Below are 17436 nucleotides of genomic sequence, written 5' to 3'. Positions count from 1 at the left end.
TGCATGAGAATGCGTCTCGTCACAGAACGGCACTGTTGTCGGCGTAGAGGTGGGCGCCGTGGGCGGTGTTGAAGTCGACGTCGAGGTCTTGATCCGGTGACCGGCGTCGGCTGCCTGGTCGGCGGTCAGGCTCACGGCGGCGGCCCCAGGGCGGGTGAAGAAGATCTGGGGGACGGCGGCCCGGCCGGCGGTGGTGGACACGCAGAGCGTCCACGTCGATGCCGGCGTCCCTATGGCTTTGGGCCAAGGGTTGCCGGTACCGTCTGCTCGTCCCAACTGCCGCCCACATTGGCGAAGTTGCCTGGACAGTGTGCGTGTTGACTCGGCACGAGCCCGGTCGACTCCTACCAGGAGGACCCATGAGACGAGCACGAGCCATCACCGCCGCCGCGGCGACCCTGCTTGCCATCGGCGGGGCTTTCGTGAACGCCCCGTCGGCAGCTGCGGCGACCCCGACATGCAACACCGTCAAGGCGGTTGAGGGATACAACAAGTTCCTCATCCGAGTACCGGCGTACTCGGCGACTGGTTCCACCACGTGCGCGCTCGCACAAGGCAACTCGGGCCCGGCAGTACAGGAACTTCAGAGAGCGCTGAACAGGTGCTTCTACAACGCCTATGGATCAGACAAGAGTTACTGGCCACTGGCAGAAGACGGTGACTTCGGTCCGAACACCAAGAAGGCACTGACCGAGGCGCAGGACTACAAGACCGACGTTCCTGCGGACATCGACGGAGTGTACGGCCCGATCACCCGCGACCTGCTGCTGTGGCGGTCGGCAACACACAGCGGCTGCTGGTTCTTCTAAGGGCAGTTCTCCGGAGCGACCTCGCTCGTGACGACCCTCACGACGTCCGCGGGTGTGCTCGTCCTGCCGCGGTGGGAACAGCACGCCCGCTGGGATGCGTCCTTCGTGCTTTCTCGCTAGCAGAACGGAGACGGCCCGCGGGGAGGTCGCTCGTGCGATGCCGGCCAATGTGCTGCGCGTGCCCGTGCGGCCGTTGTGAAGGGCGGTGCGTCCCGGTCTGGGCGAGGAGGAGTCGCCGACCGTCGGCGACGGCCGACACGTGCGCCGGACGGGCGACGAGTGCGCCGGACGGACGACGAGTTCCTGACATCGGCGCAGGCGCGTGAAGTGCTCCGGCAGCGAACACTCGCCTGGTCGACTGCGACACGGTCAGGCATGTCCGGTCTCGGCGCACGAACTGTCGATGTGCACGTCAGGCACCGTCAAGAAGCGCGATCGGACCCGCTTCTGTTCACGCCGGCGATGATGAACGACACGGCAGCGGTCGCGGCAAGGCTCCCCACCATCACCAAGCCCACCCCGATCGCGGAAAGGCCACTGGCGTCGTCCGACCAGTCGGCCCAGGCGGCAGCGGTGAGGCCGACGGTGGTGCCGAACACGGCGCCCACGACGTACCGGCGCGATGCCGCCCAGCAGACCGACGCCAGCAGGGTCAGCACCAGCCCGGCGACCTGCCACGCCTCGTAGGGACCGGTCGTCGAGCCGTCGGGGTGCACGTCACGCCGCTGGTCCCAGCCCAGCCACGCGGCCCAAATCGCGAGCGCCACCCCCGCCAGCACGGGTATCGAGATCATCTGGCGGACATCCTTCAGCGGTCCTTGAATCATGTCCTCAGGTTTCCAGCCCACCGGAACACCGTCCTGAGCGCGCGTACTCACTTCCGGGGTTCGTGTGGTGAGGGCTGCTGCTCAGGGGAGTGACAGGTAGAGGAGGGTTCCTTGGGGCCGGTGGTCGGCGCGTTCGTACGCCGACGAGGGAGGGAGGGAGTGTCGTAGCCCCCGGCGGCGGCGAGCACCCGGGCCCCACGGGGCTCGGAGAGCGGCGGCACAGTGCACGCGTACCGGCCTGTCGGGAAGCTTGCTGACGGGTGTCCCGGGTCGATATACGGTGCTATGCCGCAGGTGTCGTGGCGTAGCCGTTTCCGGTTGCCGGCGCGGCGTTGGCGGCGCGCGTTTTAGAGTGCGGTTCTGTCGTGTTCGCACTTCTGGTCTACGGAGGTTTTGCCCGTCATGTCGGCTGAGATCCACGAGTTTCAAGTAGAAGCGCGTCAGCTGTTGCAGCTGGTGATCCATTCGATCTATTCGAACAAAGATGTGTTTCTGCGGGAGCTGATCTCCAATGCCTCCGACGCGCTGGACAAGCTGCGTCTGGAGGCGCTGCGCGACGACACGCTCGCGGTGGACATCTCCGATCTGCACATCGCAATTGAGGCGGACGCTCAGGCGCGAACGCTGACCGTGCGGGACAACGGCGTCGGCATGTCCCGTGAGGAGGTCGTCGCTCTCATCGGCACGATCGCCAGTTCCGGGACGGCGCGGCTGCTGCAGGAGTTGAAGGACACCAATGACGCGGAAGCCGCGGCTGGGCTGATCGGCCAGTTCGGTGTCGGGTTCTACTCGGCGTTCATGGTGGCCGATGAGGTCACCGTAGTGACCCGGCGGGCAGGTGAGAGCCGGGGCACCCGATGGACTTCGCACGGTGAGGGCACCTACACGGTCGAGGCAGCCGACGAGGCCCCGCAGGGCACGACGGTCACGCTCCACCTCAAGCCCGTCGACGTGGAGAACCAACTTCACGACTACACCGACGGGTGGAAGCTCCGCGAGATCGTCAAGCGGTACTCCGACTTCATCACCTGGCCCATCCGCATGCCCGTGCACACGGCTGCGGCAACTGACGCGAACGGCGACGACAGCCAGGGTGCCGAGTCGGCCCCGGCGGATCAAGAGACAGTGAACTCCATGAAGGCACTGTGGGCGCGGGCGCGGGAGGAGGTGTCCGATGAGGAGTACCACGAGCTGTACAAGCACATCAGCCATGACTGGCTGGACCCGGTCGAGACCGTCCGGCTGCAGGCGGAAGGGACCTTCGAGTACCAGGCTCTGCTGTTCCTCCCCTCGCACGCTCCCCATGACCTGTACACCCGCGACCAGCGGCGTGGCCTGCAGCTGTATGTGAAGCGGGTCCACATCATGGACGACTGCGAAGAGTTGCTGCCGCCCTATCTGCGCTTCGTCAAGGGCGTCGTCGACGCCCAGGACCTCTCGCTCAACGTCTCCCGCGAGATCCTGCAGCAGGACCGGCAGATCCAGATGATCCACAGGCGCCTGACCAAGAAGGTCCTGTCCACCATCAAGGACCTGATGACCAGCGCCCCCGACCGCTACGCCACCGTCTGGCGGGAGTTCGGCCGCGCTCTGAAGGAGGGCCTGCTGGGCGACCATGAGAACCGTGACACTCTGCTGTCGCTGTGCTCTTTCGCCTCCACGCACGACGCTGACGAACCAACGACGCTGGCGCAGTACGTGGAGCGCATGAAGGACGGCCAGGAAGAGATCTACTACCTGACCGGCGACTCGCGGGAGGCCATCGAGAACTCCCCGCACATGGAGGCTTTCCGCGCGCAGGGGATCGAGGTGCTGCTGCTGACCGATCCGGTCGACGAGGTCTGGGTCACCACGGTGCCAGCCTTCGACGGCAAGCAGCTTCGGTCGGTCGCCAAGGGCGTGGTCGAACTGGACGCCGGCGAGCAGGACACACAGACCGACAGTGAGCGCGAGAGCCGGAAGAAGGAGTACGCGGATCTGCTGGCGTGGATGACCGAGGCGCTCGCGGAGGACGTGAAGGAGGTCCGGCTGTCCACCCGCCTGACCGTTTCCCCGGCTTGCCTCGTCTCGGACACCCACGACATCACCCCGGCGCTGGAGAACATGTACCGGGCCATGGGCCAGGACGTCCCGCACACGAAACGCATCCTGGAACTCAACCCAGGCCACGTGCTCGTCGGAAGCCTCAACAAGGCCCACGCCGAACGCGGTGACGACGCCGTTACGGGCCGCCTCGCGGGAATCGCCGAACTGCTCTACGGCATGGCCCTCATCGCCGAAGGCGGTGCGCTGAAGGACCCGGCAGGCTTTACCAAGCTCATGGCAGACCACCTGGCCGTCTAGCCAGCCGGCCTTGGTCGGTGGGCCGCGATCCGACGCGACGATGTGACGCGGCCCACCGCACCCAAGGCATGCGCGTGCCGGCCCAACTCCGCAGTGGGCCCGGCCCGATATCCCTGATCTCCTCCAGGACGGCCGACCTGTTTTGTCTGTGACAGGGCCGGCCGATGGCCCACTCACGTCGCTCCGGTGACGGCGTCTTTGCAGGGGCTGGCCTCAGTCCGAGCCGGTCGGTGGGGCGAAGAGGTAACGATCCATCATGAGTGCTGCGTCGGCGAGTGTCTCCGTGTCCCCCATGGGGTCGTCGCGGAAGGCGAGGTCGAGGAGGTTGCTGCCGACCTCGACAGCGAGCCGACCCCGTCGACGTGACTCGTCCGTGTCAGGCATCGCATAGCCGCGGACGAGTGCCCAGTGCATCCGGTCGGCGATCTCCCGGTCGGTCCGCCGCGTGTCGGCTCGCAGCGACGCGATGCGTGGTCCGTGATACCAGATCCGACGGTAGCCGGGCTCTTTGCGGAAGCGGTCGGCGTAGGCGGTGATCAGCTTCTCCAGCAGGTCCTGTGAGCGTTCGGGCAGAGGCTCGGTTGTGACGCGCTCGGCGATCTGCACATCCAGCTGAAGCCAACTGCGTACCAGGGAGGCGACGATCGCCTCTTTGTCAGCGAAGTACCGGTACAGCACACCGACCGATACCCCGGACTCGGCGGCGATCAGCTTGGTACCCAGATCCTCGTAGGAGGTCGTCTCCAACAGAGAGGCTGTCACCTCAAGGATGCGAGCGACCTTCTCTCGGCTGCGTTGCTGCTGCGGCTTATGCACCTGCTCAACCATCGAACTCCTTGACACCTGCGCAAAACATGAACCAGAGTCTAGTTCATGTTCTTGGCCAGTGGCATCACGCGCACGAAGCTCGGGCCGGATTTCCAGCGCATCTGGGCCTCTGTCACCGTCTCCAGCCTCGGCGACGGGATGCGCTTCGTCGCTCTGCCGCTGCTCGCGGCTCAGCTCACTTCCGACCCTCGCCAGGTCGCCTTCGTCTATGTGGCCGAACAACTGCCCCTCCTGCTGTTCGGCCTCCTCTCGGGCGCCATAGCGGACCGCCTCGACCGCTGCCGCATCCTGTGGGTCGTCGACGCTGTCCGAGCCCTGATCGTCGGGGCACTCGCTGTCGCGGTGGCAGTGCACGCGATGACGGTCCCATTGCTGGCCGGCATCGGTTTCCTTCTCGGGCTCGGACAGACCCTCTATAACGGAGCCTGGTCAGGCATCGTGCCGACGTTGGTTGCCTCCTCGGAACTGACGCGCGCCAACGCCCGTCTGCAGGCCGGTTCTCTCATCACCGACACTCTCCTAGGCACCCCGTTGGGCGCGCTGCTCTTCGGCGTCGCTGCCACGCTTCCCTTCGCCGTGGATGCGGCGTCGTTCGCGGCCGCTGCCATCCTGGCCTTGACGCTGAGCGGCGACTTCCGGCCACAGTCGCAAGCCGCACCAAAGCCTTGGAGGACGTTGCTCGGCGACACGAGTCAGGGGGTGCGCTGGCTCTGGCACCAGCCATTACTGCGTCGCCTCTGCCTGACGTCTGGGATCACCAACTTTGTTGGTGGTGGTCTTATCGCCATTCTGGTGCTCTACGCCCGGCAGATCCTGGGCCTGACCAGCCTCGGATTCGCCCTGTTGGTCGCCTCCTTCGCGATCGGGGGCGTAGCGGGGGCGATGGCGACTCCTCGCCTGAGCGGCCGCTTCGGAACCCCGCGAGTTCTGCGGCTCACTGCTGCGGCCACTGCAGGCACCGCGGTGGCCGCCGGCGCGGCCTCCTCGGGCCTCGCCGCTGGAGCGTGCATCGCTGCGTACGGAGCGGCGAACCTTGCGTGGAACGTGACGGCAGTGTCACTCCGCCAGACACTCGTCCCCGCTCACCTACTGGGACGCGTCGGCATGGCCTACCAGATGGTCATCGGCGGCGGAACCACGCTCGGCGCTGCCCTCGCGGGTTTTGAAGCCGACGCCTTCGGGCTTCGCGCCCCCTTCTACATCGGCGGCGCTCTGCTGCTCGCCGCAAGCCTGGTCAGCATGCGTCCCGCCGGCAACGACAGATCAACACCAGATGGTGCGACGGCGTCAAGGGTTCATGCGGTCCGACGACGTACGGGAGATAGGCAGTCGGAGCGTGACCGATGAGCCGTGCCGGGAGGGGGCTGGCACCAGTTCTCCGCGAAGCCTTCGCCCGGAGCAGGGAGAAATTGCCAGTACCTGTGGACGGGTTCACCGGCAGCGGCAGGTGATCACCGGTGAAGCGGCATACAGGTCCGGACCGGTGGGTCTTCTCGCCTGACGCGACTGCAAGCGACTGACGCGGAACGGAAGTTCATCGGGCCGTCCTTGTCGATCGGCGAGTACGGCCCGTACCGCGAACGACCGCCGCAGCAGTTCGAAGGCGTGATCTGGCGGTTCAGGACTGGCGGACAGTGGCGGGAGACGCCGTAGTCCGGCGCCTGGTTGACTGTCCACAACGCTTCCGGCCGTGGCGTGACACCGGCAGACAGCGACGCGGCGGAGTGGAGCCCAGCTCGGGATCGAGCGACGGGCCGGGCGTGCTGCGCGCCATCCGTTACGTCAATCGCAGCCGGGATCGGGCACAGGGCCCCGTCCGCCGCACCCCTACTACTCCCGCTTCGGTCCGGGCCGGCGGTCTGCCGTCAGCCGGATCACCGGAGCCGGCGGCGCCCATGCCGCACCTCCGGGAACAGGCTGCCGTTAATCGATGGTGCGCGGCCCGGCCGCCCTTGTAGGTTGGCATCGCGACCGCGCCTGACGATGCGCTCGGCTGCGGCTACTTCCTTCTGACAACCAAGTGACGCCGCCGCCCTCTTTGATCTCGGCAGGCGCGGGCGTCTTCTTCCCGTCGGCCCCTGTGGCCGGAGGGTCGGCCACTCCTTTGAATCCGGGGGGATTCGCTGCCTCGCTACACCCCACGCGTCTCCAAGATCTGGTCCGAGATGCTTGTGACCCCGCATGTCTCGGCAACCGCGCGCTCCCTGCCCACACCACAGCACCACCACCTTCCCGCCAGGCCGGACCTGCGCACGTACGCGGGTGGCCGGGCCTTCGTCCGGGAGCCCCGTGAGGAGCTCTTCCTCCTGGCCGTAGGCAACTTCGTGTCGCAGCGGACCTTTTACGAGAGCGGTGAGGAGCGCGACGACCGGTACGCTCGTCTCGTCGGTGAACTCGCCGTCCAGGACCCCACATGGACGGCCGGCCTGCTGCGCTGGCTTCGCGGTGAGGGCAACATGCGCACTGCGTCCCTGGTCGGCGCCGCCGCCTACGTACGGGCCCGGCTCGCGGCCGTAGCGTCCGGCGGTCCTTCCAACCGGTCCGTGATCGATTCGGTGCTCCAACGCGCCGACGAACCAGGCGAGTTGCTCGCCTACTGGATCTCGGTGTACGGGCGGAACGTGCCCCAGCCCGTGAAGCGAGGCATCGCCGACGGCGTACGCAGGCTGTACACGTCCCGGTCCCTGCTCAAGTACGACACCGCTTCCAAGGACTTCCGCTTCGGCGACGTGCTCAACCTGGTGCACGCCTCCCCTGACCCGGACAAGCCCTGGCAGAGCGCGCTCTTCCGGTACGCCCTGGATCGCCGCCATCACCCGGAGCAGGCGGTTGTGCCGCCCTGCGACAACCTGCTGACCGCCAACCGGGCGCTGATGGAGTCGCCTGCCGACGAACGGCGGGCGGTGGCGACCGGGCCGGGCGGCTCCCAACGGCTGGCCGACGCGGGCATGACGTGGGAGGCACTGGCGGGCTGGCTCCACGGACCGATGGACGCCGCCGTCTGGGAAGCCGTGATCCCCACGATGGCGCCGATGGCGCTCCTGCGGAACTTGCGCAACTTCGACGAGGCGGGGATCTCGGACGACATCGCGGCCCGGGTTGCGGCCAGGCTCTCGGACCCCTCCGAGGTCGCCCGGTCCCGGCAGTTCCCCTTCCGCTACCTGGCCGCCCACCAGCACGCGCCGTCGCAGCGCTGGGCGGCCGCGTTGGAACGAGCCCTGGGCCATTCCCTGGCCAACGTACCGGCCCTGCCCGGCCGGACACTGATCCTGGTGGACCGGTCCGATTCCATGTTCTGGGACACCGTCTCCGAGCGGTCCAAGCTGACGCGGGCGGACGCGGCGGCCGTCTTCGGCACCGCGCTGGCCATGCGGGCCGAACAGGCGGATCTGGTGGAGTTCGGCTGGAGCAGCGCAAAGGTGCCGTTCGCGGCAGGCGAGCCGGTGCTGGAGGTGCTGAAACGGTTTCACCGTCTCGGCGGCACGCACACCACGACGGCGGTGCGGACGCATTACCGAGGGCACGACCGGGTTCTGATCGTCACCGACGAGCAGGCCGCCCCCAGCGGCCGCGGCGGGCCGGCCGAACCGGTCCCGGCCGACATTCCGGTCTACACGTGGAACCTGGCGGGGTACCTGCCCGCCCACGGGCCCACGGGCCCCCACCGGCACACCTTCGGCGGCCTGACGGACGCCGCGTTCCGGATGGTCGGCCTCATCGAGGCAGGCCGTGAGGCCGCTTGGCCGTGGACCGCCGAGCCGGCCTGACCCACGGGTGTCGTCCTCCGGCCGGTGTGCGGTACCGTCCCCGCCCTGTACGGCAGGGCGGCAGGGCGGGGACGGTACCGCCCTGTACGGCAGGGCGGCAGGGCGGCAGCCATGTGCCCGAACCTGCACCGGAGAGGCCAGCGCGTGCCGCGCTCACGGCGCCGGGCCGTCCGCAGGTCGGACAGGTGGCGCAGGGCCGAGCTGGACGGATCGATCTCCGATACGTGGACAAGCACGTCAAGCTCCGGGCGGGAGGGGTTGATCTCGGTCGGCAACCCGTCCACCAGGAGCTTCACCTCCTCCTCGACGTGCCCTTGGGTCAACCGGCTTGCTGCGCAACCAGGTTGTCGAAGCCCCACGGCTCGTGCGGCATGACTTGCGGAGATACCTCCGCAGGTCGTGGCAGCACTCAGCTCGTCCTACGGACTCGGCGTGTGGTGCCGGTGCGTGCTGCTGTGTCGGTGGTTGTCAGGCGGTGTTGCGGCCGATGCTCGCACCACCGTCGACGCGCAGGATCTGGCCGGTGATGAAACCGGCCTTCTCGGAGAGCAGGAAGGCGATGGCGGCAGCGAGCTCGTCCGGCCGTCCGAGTCTTCCCATGGGAACGCTGGCCAGGTAGCGGGCGGCTTCGGCCGATCCGGGCGGGTTGTTCTGCCGGAACAACTCTGTCTCGGTGGGGCCCGGCGCGACGGCGTTGACGGTGATGCCGTGTGCGGCGAGTTCTCCGGCCCAGCCTCGGGTCAGGAATTCCAAGGCGGCTTTGGCGGCACCGTAGGACGTTCGGTCGGGCAGTCCCAGGGTGACCAGGCTGGTGGTGTTCACCACGCGCCCCCAGGACCGTTCGAGCATGCCGGGCAGGAGCGCCTGGACGGCCTGGACGGCGGTGCGCACGTTCATGTCGAGTACGGCGTCGAGGTCGGACAGGGTGACTTTCCCGACGGGTGCGGGTCGTACCGATCCGACATTGTTGACGACGGCGTCGACGGGTCCCGCCTCCAGCACGGCGCCGAGGACCTGATCGGTGGCTGCGCGGTCGGCGAGGTCGGTTTCGTGGAACTCGCCGGGAAAGGACTGCGGTGCGCTGCGGGCGATTCCCACAGGGGTATGGCCTTCTTCTGCCAGCTGCTCGGCGAGTGCGCGGCCGATGCCTTTGGACGCGCCGGTGATGAGTACGCGCCTGCGGGTCATGGGTTCGCTCCTATGCTGCGCTGGTCGGCGCGTCGCTTGTGGGTGTGGGGGTGGAGCGCTCGCCCGAGGGCCGGGTGGCCCGTGCGGGTGGGCGATGTCAAGCCGCTCCGTGGGGACACCGCCCGGCAGCGTGTGCTGTGGTGCCGGAGCCGGCACGGTCTGCTTCGTTGTTGCTCCGGACGGTGCCGGATCGCTGCGGTCGGCGCTGCGGTCGGCGCTGCGGCCGCCGCAGCGCGGACCGGGCGGTGCGGCCCGGGGCGTCATTGCGCCGGGCCGCACCGCCGGCCCCGCCGCTGCACCGCGTGCCGTGGCGGGGCCGCCGGTTCAGTGCGCGTGGGAGGCGGCTCGCTCGACGAGCCGGGTGACGACGTCCGGGTCGGTGACATGGACGGCGTGCGGGGCGTTGACCTCGACGGTGTGGGAGCCCGCGCGTTTGGCCATGTAGCGCTCGGCGGCCGGCGGGATGACGTGGTCCTTGCTGGAGACCAGGTACCAGGAGGGGATGGTCTTCCAGGCCGGGGTGCCCGAGGCGTCCCCGGCCGCCTGGGCGCTGATCGGGCGCTGGGTCGCGGCCAGGGAGGCGGCGGTGGAGGTCGTGAGGCGGTTGCTGAGGAAGACGTCGCGGAACTTGTCCGGCTTGATGTAGAGGTCCACCCCCGTATTGCCGCCGGCCGGGGGGAGGGGAACGGCGTTGAGCGCGGTGGGCACCGGCGCGGCCGGGTCGTCGGTGAGGTGCGAGCCCGGGAACTTGGCGAACATCTCGTTGCCGCTCTCGTCCTTGTCGAGGGCGAAGCCGGCGACGTAGACGAGCGCCTTGACGTTCGAGCTCTGGGTGGCGGCGTTGGTGACCACCGCGCCACCGTAGGAGTGGCCGACCAGGACGACCGGGCCGGGGATCGTCTTGAGATAGGCGGCGAGGTAGGCGGAGTCGCTGGCCAGACCGCGCAGCGGATTGGCCGGGGCGGTCACCTTGTAGCCGTCCGCCTGCAGGCGCTTGACCACACCGTTCCATCCGGCGGCGTCCGCCCAGGCGCCATGGACGAGGACGACGGTCGGGCGGTGTTTGGCCGGCTGGTGCCCGGGGGCTGCGGTGGCCACGGGGGTGACCACCGCGGCTGTGCCGAGGGTGGCGGCCAGGGTGGTGAGAAGAGCGCGGCGCATCCTCTTGGACGTACTGAACATGGAGACCCTCCAAAGCATGACGGGCGGTCGTCGGCTTGCGGTGACCTGGAGGCCGCAGGGCCGGAGATGATCCATGTGGAAGACGGACCCTGCTGGCGATTTCACCGTATTGATGAAGTAGCGGGACGAAATGTGACAAGGGGCGCTGCTGAATCGCTACGAAGTGCGTCGGGTCCGCAAGAAGCTCGGGCCGATCGGGTCAGGAGAACCCCGCCGAGGGCCGCTATGGCGCTCGCCGGCCGCATGTCGTGTCACACCCGCAGGGTGCAGGTGCGCGGACGGTCCGGGGCGAGTCATCGAACGTCGATTCGATTCTCTGCTCTCCCTGCGTGCTCCGTGCGCCGCGGCTATGACTGAACGCGATCGTCGGCCAAGATGAGCGCGCGGTCGACCAGCCACTACGCCGGATGCCGGCCGGCGTCCAGGCCGGGCAGGGATTGGCTGCTATGAGGGCCGAGTAGGGCCGGCTCAGTAGCCCTGGTGATCGCCTTCTCCCGTATCAGCGTTCGCCATCGGCAATGACGGCTGTCGGCGTTGCCGCGAGAACAACAGACCGGGTGCCCGGTGGGTCGAAGCCCGGTCCTGGAGAGCCGGCGACAGCCCCGGTACTCCGTATCGCCTGGGCCTGCGAACTGCCTCCCGCCCTGCTCGCACCGGTGGCTGGGGGCGCCGCCACGTCGGGCTGAGGCCCCGTCGCAGTGCCGCTCGCATAGCGACCCAGGGGAGGACCGACCGGCGCGGAAGCCACCGGAGTGCAGTGTCACGTCCAATGGGTGGAAACGGGTCTGCGGCAGCGCGTGTGTGCCGCGCGGCGCGCGATCGGGTGTGGCTTGATCCTGGAGCGGTCCGGCAGTGGGTCGCGACACCCGGCGGTCGCCCCGCCCCGGCGGCTGCGGGCCCGCCCCATCACAAGGAGTGTTGCGCGTGGCGCTCAAGGTCACTCGGCACGGTTCTGGGCAGAGACCGTCGGTATCGGGGAGGTCGTGGCGTGGCCCGGCCCGGCAGGCCGCCCTGATGCTCGCTGTCAGCTCCCTTCCGGCGGCCACCACCGTGGTGTCGGTGGCGCCGCCCGCTTTCGCGGCGACGATCACCCGCACCTTCAACGCGGGTGCGAACCAGCCGTTCGTGGTGCCGTCCGGCGTCACCCAACTGAACGTCACCGCCACCGGCGCCGCCGGCTTCCAGGCCCAACAGGGCGGTACGCCGGGTGCCGGTGCCGAGGTGGCCGGCACGCTCACCGTCACCCCGGGCTCGACCCAATTCGTCAACGTCGACACCGGTGGCGGTGCGGCTGGAACCGGCCAGTTCCCGGCCCGCAACGGTGGCGCCGGAGGCGGCTCCAGCGATGTCCGCACATGTGACTCGACCGCGCCCGGCTGTGTTCTCACCGGCAACGCCGGCACCGATCCGCGGCTGATCGTGGCGGGTGGCGGCGGCGGATCGGCGCCGGGCTTCAACGCGAGCACCAACAATCCGACGCCGGGCGGTGCGGCCGGGAACACCGGTGGAACAGGCGGGAGTCTGCCCGGTGGGGCCGGAGGCGGCGGAGGTGCAACCCAGACCGCGGGCGGCGCCGGAGGAACTGCGTGCCGTCTGGACTCCCCTGGTGTCATCGGCGCCCCGGGAGCGGGCGGCGCGGGAGGTGCCAGCGTCAACCTCGGGGGCGGCGGCGGTGGCGGTGGCTGGTTCGGCGGCGGAGGAGGAGGCGGCTGCTTCCAGCTCGCCCCCGGCCAGTTCGGCTCCGGCACCGGCGGTGGCGGCTCGAACCTGGTTCCGGCCGGTGGTACCTCCGGCCCCGCCGCCGGCGCGGCCCAGGTGATCATCAGCTTCGAGGTCACGGACCTGGCGTTCGTCACGACCAGCCCGCTGCCCAACGCGACCCAGGGCACGCCCTACTCCACCACTCTGCAGACGACCGGCGGCACGGCTGCGCCCACCTTCGCCGTCACCACCGGGTCGCTGCCTCCCGGTCTCACGCTCGACCCGGCGACCGGAGCGATCGCCGGCACTGCGACCACGACCGGCATGTTCACCTTCACCGTGACCGCGACCGACCCCACCCCGGGCGTGCCCACGGCCTCGCGGCAGTTCACGATCACCGTGCAGCCGTCCGCCCCGCTGACCTGCGCCACCGCGACGCCCACCATCACCGGGAACAACCTGCCGAACACTCTCATCGGCACGCCCGGGGACGACGTCATCTTCGGTCTCGGCGGCAGTGACGTCATCGACGGCCGTGGCGGCAACGACATCCTGTGCGGAGGCGACGGCAACGACCGCGTCTCCGGCAGCACGGGCAATGACCGCGTCGAGGGTCAGGACGGCGCCGACGTCCTCACCGGCGGCGACGGCAACGACTCCCTGTTCGGCGGCGACGGCCCCGACGTCCTCGACGGTGGCCCCGGCACCAACACCAACAACGGCGGCGCCGGCCTGAACGTCTGCGCCCGCCCCGTCACCGGACCCGGCTGCTCCGTCTGAGAAACGACATCAGACACGCGCACCCACCGAGGCGGCCCCGACTCCAGCGCCGGGTCGGTGGGTGCCGCGGTCCACTTCGCAACTCGTCCTGTCCGCTGCGGCCTTGGCGGGGGCCGCCGGAGGAGGAGGTGAGCCTCGGAAGAGTTGCCGCCCCCGCGTTCCGTCGGCTTCCACGTGTGAAACTCGCCCGACCGGCTTCGTGACATGTCATTGACAACCACTGACTGAGATCGCAAAGATACGGTCAAATCTCGCCACGCCGGCAGGTAATCGACCTGCAGGACGCGCATGGCGAGTGTGGGGAGGGTGTAACACATGAGGAAAATCTGGGCCGGTGCTGCGGCTGCCGGTGCTGTCCTGGCCACGATGGTGGCAGTCCCGTCCACTGCCTCGGCTGCCCCTGACACGGTCTACAAGGTCGTACCCTTCGGCCCTGGTGACTTCTCCGCCTCGGGCGCAGTGAGGGCCAGCCTCCGCAACGGCACCGTCACCTGGTACAAGGACCTGACCACGGGGGCGCAGTGGGTCACCCTCAAGGCAGACATCAAGGACATGTCGAGTGACGGCTACTGCGGCCGGGTGAGTATCGCCAACTGGTGGAATCTGTATGGCAATACCCAGCAGAAGACAGAGAAGGAGTGCAACGCGGCCTGGACGAACAGGATTCTGACGATCACCGTCGACAGTACCGACCCCAAGGTGCAGGTCGACCTGCACCGCAAGCCGACCACTGACCCGGGCTTCTCCACCGAGCGGAAGACCTGGATCGTCAACCGGCCCAGCGGCATCTGACCGTTGTCCGAAAGCCGCCCGTCCCGGTGGAGCACGGTCGGGGCGGGCGGCGCCGGTGTCCTGAGCGCCTCGTCGATACCCCGGTCGGCAAGCCTCACGAGGTGCTGCCTGACAGCCGTAGGGGTATCGGCGACCTCTACGCGTAGTACTCCATCGCCTCCGCGACCGTCACCACGGGAATGCCCCGGTCCGCGATCGCCTTCATCAGGGTGGTGAGGCCGGTGCGGCTGATCTGCGTACTGCTCGACGGAGCGCCGTCCACGACCTGGTGCAGACACAGGATGAGCCAGTCGCCGTTGTGTGCGCAGCGGTCGAGTCGGCCGCCCGCGGCCGTGAGATTCGACAGCGCGGCGCCTCCCAGGCCCGTGCCGTCGGTGACGCCGGTCAGCGCCTTGAGACGGTAGGGCATCGCCGGTCCGAAGGACTCGATGGTCTCGGCGATGATCGAGCGGGCCGTGGTGAAGTGCCGGCTCGCTATCAGGTCGACCGGGACGCCGTCCGTCGTCTTCTCGAACGAGCCGTGCGGATAGGCGAAGTGCTCGCTGGTGAAGCCGTTGGACACGAGCCACTCACGCAGGGTGCCGAGGTCGTTGTCCACCTGCTGCGCGGTGAGTTTGCCGTAGCTTGCCGTGTGGGCGCTCGTGGCGTAGGAGTGTCCGGCCATCTCCCATCCCGAGTAGTCCTGCAGGGAGCGCATCTGGTCGATGGTCAGGAAGTTCCCGGTGCCGATCGCGTCGGCGATGTTGTAGACGGTTCCGGAGAACCCGTACGCGTCCATGACCGGCCGGGCGATGCCGTGTACCGAGGTGTGGGAGTCGTCGAAGGTTATCGAGACCGCGCCGTTCGGGAAGACGGAGCTGGTGTCGGGTATCAACTCGACTGCCTGCAGCTGATAGGTCACCGGGCCACCCGCGTTGTCGTAGACCGCGAACGACATGTCGGTGAAGCCGGACTTGGTGGAGGGGACGCCGGCCGAGGAGATCGAGTACGCGCCCGCGGCGCCGACGACGTCGGCCCACTGGAGGTGCACCGTCACCCATTCCCCGGACTGCACATAGTTGGTCGTGCCCGCGGCGTGGGTGTGGAACTGCCAGAGGAAGTAGTTCGCCAGGGAACTCGTGCCGAGGTAGAAGGAGAGTTTGGACAGGCGGGTCGTGTCCTCGACGCGGAACACGAGCCTGATCATCTTGCCCGTCAGGTTCAGCGCGGGCGCGCCGGTCCTGCGGACGGAGGACTGCTGGCCCGTACCTGTGGTGGTGACCCGGACCGCCTGCGTGCCGCGTACGAAGGAGGATGTGTCGTTCAGCTGGGCCGACGCGGTGCCCGAGCCGGTCGCGCTCCAGCCGTGCCCGGACTGGAACTGCTGGGACCAGGTGGCGCGGCGGTACCGGGGGCGACGCCCCGACGGAGCGTACGGCGGGCGGTTGGCCAGACCGCCGATCGTCGCCGAAGGGGCCGCTGCGGCGGTCGTGTCGTCCAGGAGCACTCCGCTCGCAGCCATGAGGCCCGCGGCCCCGCCGAGCCGCAAAGTGGCGCGTCGGCTCAGTGCGTTTCCGAGCGAAGTCGAGCGCTCACTGCTCACGGGGACTCCTTGGAAGCGTCGAAGTAGTTGAGGCCGTTGCTGCTGAAACCCTTGACCGCCGCCTCGACCTCCGTGACGGACTGCGAGGTGTTGGCGTGGTAATAGAACCAGTCGACCGTCATGTCCCAGGTGCGCTCGCCCTTGAACGGCAGGTCGATGAACCAGGTGCTGAAGTTCACGGACATGCCCGCCCGCGGTGCGTACTTGCCGCTGGTGGTGTAGATCTTCTCGCCGTCTAGACGGTAGGTCACCACGTCGTCCTTGACGGTCACCACGACGGTGTGCCAGCCGGTGGCGAGGCTCCTGTGCGTCGTGTTGTAGACGCGGTCGTCGATCCTGCGCCAGGTCACGTTGTCGAGCTTGGGGCCGGGCCGGCCCCAACCCCCGTTGGGCATGTACTCGTTGTCGAGCTCGCTGTATGTCGAGCCCGTGCCGCCGATGGTGTAGAAGGTCTCGTTGATGTGGTCGCCCTTGGCGCCGGAAGTGGGAGCGTCGGTGAAGTGGACGCGGGCGGCGTAGGTCCCGGAGCGGAACGCCTGGCTGGACGTGCCCAGGCTGGCCTGCTGTGTGCCGGCCTTGGTGCCGTCGGTGCTTGCTCGTAGCCGCAGGACCTGACCGTCGCCGAGGGCCTTGGGGTCGTGCTGGAAGCTGACGCCGTCGGCCGACCAGGTGTCCTCGATTCCCGGGCCGCCCTTGCTGGTGCGGACCAGCCAGCCGTGGTTGAAGAGCGCGGGGTCCTTGGGGCCGAGATAGCCGAAGTTGTCGAACAGTACCCCGGGCGGGACGGTCGGGGCCGTGGCGGCCTTGGGGGAGGCCGATGGTGATCCCTTGTCCCCGGTCGGCTCCTCACCCCAGGCGAGTAGACCACGGTGGTAGGCGGTGATCTTCTTCGCCTCTTTGTAGCTGGTCATCCCGGCGTCGAAGGAGCGGTCGTCGGACTGGTCCAGCGGCTTGTGGTCGACACGGTAGAGCTGGAGGTCGATGCCCCGGCTGTTGGCGCCGGGCGACAGGGAGCCCGCGCCGGAGGTGAAACTGATCTCCAGGTAGTGGTCGGCGGTGGGCGTGGGGTCGTCGAGTGCGAGGACGGAGCCCGCGATGTGCGAACAGCCGACGGCGGCCTGGACGCAGTTGAAGGTGTACGGCGCGTTCCCGTCCGCGGTGAAGTAGTACCGCAGCGTGATGTCGCTCAACGCTATCGGCTTCTTCGTCTGGTTGAAGACTTCCAGCGACGGCTTGGCGGCCTGGACGGCGCCGGCGGTGTCGGTGCGGTACCGGACGACGAGGTCGGAGGGCGCAGGGTGCGCTGTGCGCCACAGCGGGTAGAGCGCGGTCCCCCCTGCGACGACCGCCGCGACGAGGAGAAGGAGCCTGACCTTGGGCCAGACCCGACGTCTGGGTGTCCGGCGGCCGGTTGACACCACGAGATCCTCCGCATTCAAAAGGTTTAGGAACGTACACATACGCCGGTTTCCGCAGCACCCGTCGGCTGTACGGCGTGTGCGGGTTCCGAAGCCGTTCGACCACGACACGAACAGCAGCCGTCTCGCCTGCGGAGCCGGCGGCGTGGAGCATCTTCGCACCCGAGGGCGTTGCGCAGGTCTCGACCCCTGAGAACCGAAGGATCGAGACCTGCGTCA

Annotated in this window: 12 protein-coding genes and 1 pseudogene; 6 read left to right on the top strand and 7 right to left on the bottom strand. The window is 68.6% G+C overall.

Going from position 1 to position 17436, the window contains the following annotated elements; all coding sequences use genetic code 11:
* Window positions 1–359 precede the first annotated feature (359 nt).
* Window positions 360–809 carry a peptidoglycan-binding protein gene (locus tag ACFV0T_RS25015; protein ID WP_385783154.1) on the top strand — a complete coding sequence of 150 codons (450 nt, stop codon included), beginning with the start codon at window positions 360–362 and terminating at the stop codon, window positions 807–809.
* A gap of 422 nt (window positions 810–1231) precedes the next feature.
* Here ACFV0T_RS25015 and ACFV0T_RS25010 read toward each other — a convergent pair whose 3' ends face one another.
* Complete coding sequence (locus tag ACFV0T_RS25010; RefSeq protein ID WP_385783280.1) at window positions 1232–1636, bottom strand: hypothetical protein; 405 nt, start codon at window positions 1634–1636, stop codon at window positions 1232–1234.
* A 402-nt stretch (window positions 1637–2038) separates the two neighbouring features.
* On the opposite strand from ACFV0T_RS25010, the gene htpG reads away from it, so the two are divergent.
* Window positions 2039–3979, top strand: a complete 1941-nt coding sequence (htpG, locus tag ACFV0T_RS25005) for a molecular chaperone HtpG (protein WP_385783151.1) — start codon at window positions 2039–2041, stop codon at window positions 3977–3979.
* 213 nt (window positions 3980–4192) lie between these two features.
* Here the strand turns inward: htpG and ACFV0T_RS25000 are convergent, their stop codons facing one another.
* Entirely contained in the window at window positions 4193–4807 is a 615-nt protein-coding gene (locus tag ACFV0T_RS25000; RefSeq protein ID WP_385783149.1) for a TetR/AcrR family transcriptional regulator, read from the bottom strand.
* Window positions 4808–4852: 45 nt separating this feature from the next.
* Here ACFV0T_RS25000 and ACFV0T_RS24995 point away from each other — a divergent pair, with 45 nt between their 5' ends.
* Entirely contained in the window at window positions 4853–6154 is a 1302-nt protein-coding gene (locus ACFV0T_RS24995) for an MFS transporter (RefSeq protein WP_385783146.1), read from the top strand.
* Between the two features lie 818 nt (window positions 6155–6972).
* Complete coding sequence (locus ACFV0T_RS24990) at window positions 6973–8574, top strand: TROVE domain-containing protein (protein ID WP_385783143.1); 1602 nt, start codon at window positions 6973–6975, stop codon at window positions 8572–8574.
* A 137-nt stretch (window positions 8575–8711) separates the two neighbouring features.
* Here the strand turns inward: ACFV0T_RS24990 and ACFV0T_RS24985 are convergent.
* The 3 genes and pseudogenes from ACFV0T_RS24985 to ACFV0T_RS24975 all read right to left on the bottom strand — a co-directional run.
* A pseudogene (locus ACFV0T_RS24985) lies at window positions 8712–8810 on the bottom strand (IS5/IS1182 family transposase); the annotation flags it as partial.
* 232 nt (window positions 8811–9042) lie between these two features.
* A complete protein-coding gene (locus tag ACFV0T_RS24980) occupies window positions 9043–9762 on the bottom strand; it encodes an SDR family oxidoreductase (RefSeq protein WP_385783140.1) in 720 nt (239 codons plus the stop codon).
* Window positions 9763–10086: 324 nt separating this feature from the next.
* On the bottom strand, window positions 10087–10944 hold the full coding sequence (locus ACFV0T_RS24975) for an alpha/beta fold hydrolase (RefSeq protein WP_385783137.1): 858 nt from the start codon (window positions 10942–10944) through the stop codon (window positions 10087–10089).
* 1014 nt (window positions 10945–11958) lie between these two features.
* On the opposite strand from ACFV0T_RS24975, the gene ACFV0T_RS24970 reads away from it, so the two are divergent.
* Window positions 11959–13425: a calcium-binding protein gene (locus ACFV0T_RS24970; RefSeq protein ID WP_385783134.1), complete on the top strand. Its 1467-nt coding sequence runs from the start codon at window positions 11959–11961 to the stop codon at window positions 13423–13425.
* Window positions 13426–13740: 315 nt separating this feature from the next.
* Window positions 13741–14217: a hypothetical protein gene (locus tag ACFV0T_RS24965; protein ID WP_385783132.1), complete on the top strand. Its 477-nt coding sequence runs from the start codon at window positions 13741–13743 to the stop codon at window positions 14215–14217.
* A 136-nt stretch (window positions 14218–14353) separates the two neighbouring features.
* On the opposite strand, the gene ACFV0T_RS24960 is transcribed toward ACFV0T_RS24965, so the two are convergent.
* Together ACFV0T_RS24960 and ACFV0T_RS24955 are read right to left on the bottom strand one after the other, a co-directional pair.
* Window positions 14354–15799 (bottom strand): polysaccharide deacetylase family protein, encoded by a 1446-nt coding sequence (locus ACFV0T_RS24960; protein WP_385783129.1) that lies wholly within the window; start codon window positions 15797–15799, stop codon window positions 14354–14356.
* Window positions 15796–17217: a cellulose binding domain-containing protein gene (locus ACFV0T_RS24955; protein ID WP_385783126.1), complete on the bottom strand. Its 1422-nt coding sequence runs from the start codon at window positions 17215–17217 to the stop codon at window positions 15796–15798. Before ACFV0T_RS24955 ends, ACFV0T_RS24960 begins: the two co-directional genes overlap by 4 nt.
* Window positions 17218–17436 lie beyond the last annotated feature (219 nt).

This window comes from Streptomyces sp. NPDC059582, from assembly GCF_042735715.1.
Classification (GTDB): Bacteria; Actinomycetota; Actinomycetes; order Streptomycetales; family Streptomycetaceae; genus Streptomyces.
This window is presented reverse-complemented; position numbering and strand designations above follow the sequence as displayed.

What these genes read in the sequence shown, in the direction of transcription:
- ACFV0T_RS24995 (WP_385783146.1), top strand. Translation starts at nt 4,853, where the DNA reads ATGTTCTTGGCCAGTGGCATCACGCGCACGAAGCTCGGGCCGGATTTC.
- ACFV0T_RS24965 (WP_385783132.1), top strand. Translation starts at nt 13,741, where the DNA reads ATGAGGAAAATCTGGGCCGGTGCTGCGGCTGCCGGTGCTGTCCTGGCC.
- ACFV0T_RS24980 (WP_385783140.1), bottom strand. Translation starts at nt 9,762, where the DNA reads ATGACCCGCAGGCGCGTACTCATCACCGGCGCGTCCAAAGGCATCGGC.
- ACFV0T_RS25000 (WP_385783149.1), bottom strand. Translation starts at nt 4,807, where the DNA reads ATGGTTGAGCAGGTGCATAAGCCGCAGCAGCAACGCAGCCGAGAGAAG.
- ACFV0T_RS25010 (WP_385783280.1), bottom strand. Translation starts at nt 1,636, where the DNA reads ATGATTCAAGGACCGCTGAAGGATGTCCGCCAGATGATCTCGATACCC.
- htpG (WP_385783151.1), top strand. Translation starts at nt 2,039, where the DNA reads ATGTCGGCTGAGATCCACGAGTTTCAAGTAGAAGCGCGTCAGCTGTTG.
- ACFV0T_RS24990 (WP_385783143.1), top strand. Translation starts at nt 6,973, where the DNA reads ATGCTTGTGACCCCGCATGTCTCGGCAACCGCGCGCTCCCTGCCCACA.
- ACFV0T_RS25015 (WP_385783154.1), top strand. Translation starts at nt 360, where the DNA reads ATGAGACGAGCACGAGCCATCACCGCCGCCGCGGCGACCCTGCTTGCC.
- ACFV0T_RS24970 (WP_385783134.1), top strand. Translation starts at nt 11,959, where the DNA reads ATGCTCGCTGTCAGCTCCCTTCCGGCGGCCACCACCGTGGTGTCGGTG.
- ACFV0T_RS24975 (WP_385783137.1), bottom strand. Translation starts at nt 10,944, where the DNA reads ATGTTCAGTACGTCCAAGAGGATGCGCCGCGCTCTTCTCACCACCCTG.